Origin of the sequence: Actinomadura soli (assembly GCF_005889715.1) — a bacterium.
In the GTDB taxonomy this organism is placed as follows: Bacteria; Actinomycetota; Actinomycetes; order Streptosporangiales; family Streptosporangiaceae; genus Spirillospora; species Spirillospora soli.
Map to the genome: position 1 here is coordinate 1 of NZ_VCKW01000339.1, position 7,189 is coordinate 7,189.

Here is a 7,189-nt window from a genome sequence, read left to right on the forward strand (position 1 = left end):
CCACCCTGCTGCTGACCACCTCCTTCCTCGAAGCCGCCGCCCCTACCGTGCACGCCATCACCGAGCTCGGCCGCCGCTACGCCATCGGCACCCTCACCCTCGGCCTCGCACCAACCGGAACCACCCTGCACCTCAACCACGACGCCACTATCACCAAAGCCGAAGGGCCCCACGCCGACGCCCTCGCCGGAGCCCGCCTGTTCCACCTCACCGCCGCAGACGCCAACGCCATGCTCCACACCCTCCGCACCGCCGCCGGCACCCCCGAACCCGAAACCGCCGACACCCAACCACCCGACCAAAGTCCCGACACCAGCCAAGGAAGCGCCGGTCACGACCCAGCACCCAGCGAAGAGGGCGTTCCTGTGCCCTATCTCGCCGACCGGGACCAACCTCGCCCGATTCGCCTCCAGGTACTGGGACCGGTCCGCCTGCACACCGCCGACGGCCCCATCACCACCGGAATCCGCCGCAGCGCCCGCGACCTGCTCGCCTACCTTGCCCTCAACCCAAACGGCATCACCCGCGACCAAGCCATCGGCGCCCTGTGGCCCGACCACCAACCCGACACCGCAACCACCCAGTTCAACACCGCCGTCGCCAACATCCGAAAAACGCTCCGCACCGCGACCGGACTCCGCGAACCCATGTACGTCCTGCGCACCGCAGGCCGCTACCACCTCGACCCCGACCAAATCGACGTCGACGAACAACACCTCGCCGCTGCACTCGCCCACGCCCGACACGCCACCACCGACACCGAACGCCTCACCGCCCTCAAACCAGTCCCCAACCTCTACACCGCCGAATTCGCCACCGACCTCACCCACGACTGGGCGGAAAGCCACCGCGAACTCCTCCGCCGACACGTCACCGACGCCCTGACCCGCCTCGCCCAGCTCCACCAACACGACCACCCAGAACAAGCCCTCAGAACACTCGAACAAGCCATCACTCACGATCCCTACGCCGAACACCTCTACCGCAACCTCATGCAACTCCAAGCCGAACACGACCACCCCGACGCCGCCAGGCGCACCTACCAACTCCTCACCAATCGCCTCAACGCCCTCGATATAGAACCCGACGACCAAACCCACCAACTCCTCACCAGCATCCGGCAACGTGACTGATCTCGCTCTCTCTCCATGCAGGTTCCGCACCGTTGTGAACAATTCCGTGAAACGGTGAGCTCGATCTGAGCAATTCCGCGTTCTGGTGGACAATCGCGGGCTTGGGGTTCATCGTCGAGCGTGTGAAGCCTCGGCGGCAGCGCGCTCCGGAGGTCTCGATTCTTGGGGTCTCAGGGACGGTGTACGTCATGCCGTTGCCACGGTTCCAGGTTCTGCTTGGGGACACTGGCCCGTCGCGAGTTCTTCGGTCGAGGCAGGGACAATCTCATCTCTCGAAAAGCCGGCACGTACTGGTCGACGACCATGCCGGGCAGGTGGTCTACAAAAGTCGGCTGTATGAGCTGTGGTCGGGCGGTCCGCCGGCGCGGATCGCACAGCGCCTCAGGTGAGTTGTTGGTGGACTACGGGCGGTCCTGACCGGAAGGCACCGGGCGTGACGGCCTCGCGCGTTAGGAGGCCACGCCCGACATACCGGCTGTAGTGCCACTGGCAAGGCGTCGTATGGAGCACCTTTCCGCCACCCGCGCACAAACAAGATGATCAAGAGGAGTACGAAGATTAACGAGTCCGCCGGATCCGCAGGCGACAAGATCGAATCGGACGACGACAAGTGCGTGGTCATCCTCGCGGAGGATTTCCGGCTCCCGGAGGTCTTCGAGCACATCCAGGCGGGAAGGATTGTCGTCGTCTCCGCCTCACACGACGAGAAACAGCAACTGCACGCCCGGCATGAACCTCACGGAGGTCCACAGGGACCTAAGCGCGGAGCCCATTCGCCAAGTCCCACGGATTGATCAAGAGGGCGGCGTGGCGTGGTCGGCCTGCCGGAGCAGCAGGTGGTGCTGGCCGGCCGGGCAAGACCGCCTGGCCGGGCACGCAAGCGGGTCGCCGCCGCATCCGCCGCCTCTCGGCTGCCGTCGCCGCCGGACAGCCCGGCACTTCACCGACAGCGACTACGACGACCTTTCAGCGGGAGGGCCTGACTGCACCGAGCTCACCGGAAGTCATGATGTCGGCTCTGCTCGCCATGGGTGGGCTAATCCTTATGCGATTAGGTTCGTACGCTCAGCCAGCCGGTCCGGTGGGCTGCCCACCTCACGGCCGCCTTGGAAGCGCGGGTCTGGTGGTGTCTGAGGTGGGGGACTCCGGGTGGGTCTGGACGCCGCGCCATGCGGGCCCAGTACCCGGCGAAAGCGATCGCGTAGCTGGTGAGTGTTTCCGGTGCGGCACCGACTGCGGTCAGTGCGGGGGCGACCGCGGTCTCGGCAGCTTGCGGGGTGTGGCCGGCCAGGATCAGGTGCGGGATCAGGTCGGCGATGTCGATCCATGCGGCACCGCGTACTGGCTGCCCCCAGTCGACTAGGAACAGCTGATCTGTGTTGATGAGGAGGTTTGAGCGGTTGATGTCGCCGTGCAGGAGCGTGGTGCCGTCGGCGGCGGCCAGCCACGCGGTCTCGGCGGCGGCGAGGCGACCGAGGTTGCGGCGCACCCATCCATCTGGGTGGGGTTGAGGGGATGCGGCCAGCTCCCGCCATCCGTGCACCAGGCTGGCGAGTTCGTCCCGGGCGTCCGGGACGTCCGGCACCGGGCACGGGGTCAGGTCGGCGGCCAGAGCCGCTACCGTGTCGACGACGCGGCCCACATCGGCCGAGCGCGGGGAGAGGTCGGCGTGCCGGCCGGGGACGTCGTCGAAGGCCAGAACCAACCATCCGGCGATCACCTCGTCCCAGTGCAGGCGCGGTGCGGGTACCGCCTTGGGGAGTGCGCGGACGACGCGGGCCTCGTCTCGGTACCGTCCGGCGAGCGGGTGGTCGGCGCTGATGCCCTTGACGAACACGCGTTCCCCGGCGGCGAGGGAGACACGAGCGGCCAGGCCGGGGGTGAATCCGCCGGTCTGGACCTGCACGTGTGTGATGGGGCCGAGGCGCTCGGTCAGGCCGTCGCGCAGCGGGGCGGGAAGCTGGTCCCAGCTCGGGCGCACGGCGGTGCCGGACGTGCTGCCAGGTGTCATGGTGGGAGTTTCTCGCGAGTGAGCTGTCGTCCGCCGGGTTCAGGTGCGGTGTCGTTCCAGGTCGCTGGCCGCAGCCTGGAGGGCCCTGTGGAATTCCCTGACCTTCGGCTGCTTGCTCCAGGTGCGGCTGAGTGTGCTGTCGAGGCGGTCCAGCTCGGTGAGAGCGTGCAGTGATCGGGCGCGGCGGGTCTCGGTCAGCGCACCGAGCCCGGCGATCGCGGCGGCGTCCGGCGCCCGGTCGGCGGCGTGGGCGGCGCCGAGGCGGGCGAGGTGAAGCGCGCGGTCGCGGTGTCCGATGCCAGGCAGCCTGGTGAGGCGGGCTTGGAGGATGGTGACCGCGCGGGACGGGCGCCCGGCCGCCATGTAGCAGGTGGCGCGCTGCAGTTCCCCGAACGCGGGGGTGTAGAAGCGGAGGAAGGCCGGGTCGTCCGGCTGGCGAGGGGCGGCCAAGAGCTCATCGGCCCGGTCGAGCTGGCGGTCGGCGATGGTGCCGGTGGCCGCCTGGGCGCGGGCCTGGTAGAGGTGCGCGATGCCCTGCAGGGCCGGGGGGATGCTGTGCCCGGTCTGATCGGTGCGGTGTGCGGAGTGCGCGAGCTGAGCGGCGCGGGTGTGGTCGCCTTGGTGCAGGGCGATGGTGGAGCGGCGCAGCGTCATGTAGGTCGCCAGCGCGCCGTCACCGGTCTGCTGTGCCCATTTGCTGGCGCGCTCGGCCCACCGCCCGCACGCGGCGAGGTCTCCGCATTCCCGGTAGAGCCAGCCGATGTGCTCGGCGTACTCGGCCTGGACCTGGAGCAGCTGGCGGCGCAGCTCGGTGCCAGCGTCGTCGCGGGCGGTGGAGATGTCGGCCAGGGTGGTGGTCAGCGCGGTGATGTGGGCATGTGGCGCAAGGAGGTGGTGGCCGGTCTGGTGGGCGGCCAAGGTCTGCCGCCAGGACGCCACGTCCGAGGTGGCGCCGGCCGCCGCTTCGGCCAGGACGCTGCTGGGCAGCAGGGCCGCTAGGCCGCTGGCGGTCATCAGTTCGGTGAACTGGCGGCGAGACAGCCTCACCATGATGCTCCCTTCGCCGATGGGCGCGCGCAGCGTGACGGCCACCGAGTCGTCTTCCCCGGGACCTTCAGCGTAGTCGGATGCCGTGAGGTTGGACAGGATGTCGGTGATGGCCTGGTAGGGGATCGTGGTCGCAGCCGGGCCATGGTCGCGGCGTGGGCCGAACAGCAGGTCATCGACCCAGCAGCCGTACAGCTGCGCCAGGCGGCACAGGTGCTCATAGGACGGCGCGCGCGCCGAGGACGAGGACGAGGTGTTGCCGGGGCCCGGCCAGCACTCCCAGTAGGAGACTTCCTTGCGGCTCTTGGGGACCATGCTCGGCCACCGGCGGTTATAGCGGTCGGCGACCTGGGCCTGGGTGAGCCCGAGCGCGTGCCGGAACGCTACGCGGGGGTTGAGGTCGTGTTCGGCGATCAGTGTGGCCGCGATCTGGCTGGTGGTGGCACCCTGGCCGGCCATGCGGTCGCGAAGGCGCCGGATCTGGTCGAGCGTGCCTGCACCGTCCATCTCGGGCCTGTTCCCTCCGCACCGTCGAAACCGCGCTTTCGAGCGAACCTACTCGTGCGACCAACCCGCAAGACACCCCTCGCCGCGGGGCGCTCCCCGACCGGTGCGGGCCCCGGTCGGCGGGGTCTGCCTGACGGCCGTGGCGATGTTGGTTAAGAGTCACTGTCCGTCACCGCACGCACGAGGGAGTGGCCGTGATCCTCACCAGTACCTACCGCGCCAAGACCGAGATGAGCCGGGACCTGCTGGCGGCGTATTCACCGCTGGACCACACGACCACGGCCGGGCTGTCGGCCGATGTGGTGCAGGGCGCCTACGAGCGTCTGCTCCGCCGCCTGGTCGTGCTCATCGCGCTGCACGGGCCTACGGCACCGGCTCGGTTCCTGGACGCCCTCACCGAGGCCGCCCGGCCTTGTGACCCCGACGCCGTGGTGGACTCGGTGGACCTGACGGCGGCATTCCTCGAACACGGCACCGCCGGGCTGGACCGCGGCGCCGGACACCGGGTCGGTCACGGGGCCGGTGGCGCGGTGAGCGAGCTGCAGCAGGAACTCGTGCACTTCTCCCGCATCGTGGACATCGGTCAGCTCGGGCTGCAGGCCGGCGTCACCGAGCACGCGCTGCGTCGACTACGAGGTTCCGACCGGCTCCCCGACTCCCTCAAAGTGCTGTCGGAGCTGATCATTGTCACCCGCTCCCGTATGATCCAGCGCGGCGCGTCCCTGCCGGCCCCTTGCCTGCGTCCCGGCGGGGCCATCGAGACCGACGTCGCCTACGACCTGACCACCTCCGCGCCCGCGTTCAGCCCGGACTACTGGATGGTGGTGCGGTGCGCACGGCGCCGCGTGCGCCGGCGACTGCGCTATGAGCTCTCGGCCCTGCTGGCCTACCTCACCCCGGCCGAGGCGGCCCTGGCCCTGTGGGCCCACTGCTACGAGCAGCACTTGAGCACCGCCGTGGAGCTGGGGTTGGTTCAGGTCGACTCCGTCGACGGCACCACCGTGGTGACCTGGCGTTACCAGCCCGCCCCGGCAGTCGGTGATGACGCGGTGGGCCGTGTGGCCGACACACTGCCATCACTGGCCCGGCTGGCCCCCGGCGAGACCAGTACCGCGTGCGGTCACCAGGTGGAGGCCACCGGCCCTGCGTCGGCACGGGTGGTCGAGGCCACTGCCGACACCAAGAGCGGCAACAAGGACGCCCCGCGGAGCAGCGCTGTGGCGGTGCTGGCGGCTGCCGCCGCATTGAGCAGCCCTACCCCCGGCGCGTTGGCGGGCAAGGCCCGTGACCTGATTGCCGCCTACACCGGCCCCGACCTGGTCAGCATGGAGGCCGGGCACATCCACCTGAACCGCGACCTTGACCGCGACCAGGACGCTGGCGCGGCGATCGGTGCCGTGCTCCACGCACTGCTGGCCGGACGCCAGGCCAAGCCGCCCGTGCTGACACCGATGATGGACGACGACCACGTGCTGATCCGGCTCACCCCCGACACCTACCTCCGGTTCCTGCGACGCGCCTTTCCCGCGGCGCCCATGCACCTGATCTGCGAGTCCTCCCCCATCATCCGCGCGATTGTTGTCGCGCTGTACAAGCGGCTCCGCGAAAGCCCGCTCACCCACCGCCTGCAAATGCGCGGCGCCAACCTGTTCCTGCCTCTACAGGACGGATCCCACTGCGAACTGTTCGAGGACATCGACGGCGACCCGATCACCGGGTGCGTCTTCTTCGAGACCGCGCTGCTGATCTACCGCAGCGCCCCCGACCGGTTCGACACCTACTTCACCAGCCGCTACCACCTCGACACCGACGTCCACCAACACGCCGCCACGATCCTTTCCCCACCCGCCGCCGCGCAGCGGACTCAACGCCACGACACCACCGTCGCCGACCTGCGCGACTACTACCGCCGCTTCAACGATGTCACCGACCCGCACCGGCCCGACCCGCACATCAGCGCCCTGGTCGACGACATCCTCGCCGGAGCCGACCCAGTGTTCACGCACCTGAACGTGCTGGAGGACTACTACGAGGTGCAGCAACGTCGAGTCCGCGCCCTCCTGGGCCTACTCGGGCTCCCGCTGCGACTTGTCACCGTGCACTTCAATTCCACCACCGGCCGGGTCGTGATCTGCAATGACTAGCCGGTCACCCGGGCCGCTGCTGCTCACCGGCGCGTCAGGGACGGTCGGCGCCGCGCTCTGGCGGGCGCTCGCCTCGACCTGGCCCGGCCAGGTCCTCGCCATCGGCCGCACACCACCCCCACCTGGCGGGCCCCGGCTCGCCCGCTTCACCCCCGTCGACCTGGCCGACCCGGACGCGGTCACCGCGTTCGCCACCCACATCGCGGCCGGACCACCGGTCAGCGCCCTGGTATGCGCGGCCGGTCTGGACGCACGCGCCCGCCTCAGCGACTTCACCTCGGCCTCAGCAGCCGAATGCATCCAGATCAACGCGTGGGCGCACGTGGAACTGCTGCGCGCCGCTGTCG

At 69.5% G+C, this 7,189-nt stretch carries 5 protein-coding genes; 3 read left to right on the forward strand and 2 right to left on the reverse strand.

Features of this window, described 5'->3' with window-relative positions; all coding sequences use genetic code 11:
- Positions 1–1,133 (forward strand): AfsR/SARP family transcriptional regulator (locus tag ETD83_RS37315; RefSeq protein ID WP_205718092.1); only part of this gene is annotated, 1,133 nt, incomplete at its 5' end.
- A gap of 1,051 nt (positions 1,134–2,184) precedes the next feature.
- Here the strand turns inward: ETD83_RS37315 and ETD83_RS37320 are convergent.
- Entirely contained in the window at positions 2,185–3,144 is a 960-nt protein-coding gene (locus ETD83_RS37320; RefSeq protein WP_138649918.1) for a phosphotransferase, read from the reverse strand.
- A 39-nt stretch (positions 3,145–3,183) separates the two neighbouring features.
- Positions 3,184–4,698, reverse strand: coding sequence for a hypothetical protein (locus ETD83_RS37325; RefSeq protein WP_138649919.1), 1,515 nt, complete (start codon positions 4,696–4,698; stop codon positions 3,184–3,186).
- 194 nt (positions 4,699–4,892) lie between these two features.
- On the opposite strand from ETD83_RS37325, the gene ETD83_RS37330 reads away from it, so the two are divergent.
- Together ETD83_RS37330 and ETD83_RS37335 are read left to right on the forward strand one after the other, a co-directional pair.
- Positions 4,893–6,842 carry a hypothetical protein gene (locus tag ETD83_RS37330; RefSeq protein ID WP_138649920.1) on the forward strand — a complete coding sequence of 650 codons (1,950 nt, stop codon included), beginning with the start codon at positions 4,893–4,895 and terminating at the stop codon, positions 6,840–6,842.
- Positions 6,835–7,189 (forward strand): SDR family NAD(P)-dependent oxidoreductase (locus ETD83_RS37335; RefSeq protein WP_138649921.1); only part of this gene is annotated, 355 nt, incomplete at its 3' end. The genes ETD83_RS37330 and ETD83_RS37335, both read left to right, overlap by 8 nt.

Bases quoted from the DNA above. Each gene is read 5' to 3' on its own strand.
- ETD83_RS37320 (WP_138649918.1), bottom strand. From the start codon at position 3,144: ATGACACCTGGCAGCACGTCCGGCACCGCCGTGCGCCCGAGCTGGGAC.
- ETD83_RS37325 (WP_138649919.1), bottom strand. From the start codon at position 4,698: ATGGACGGTGCAGGCACGCTCGACCAGATCCGGCGCCTTCGCGACCGC.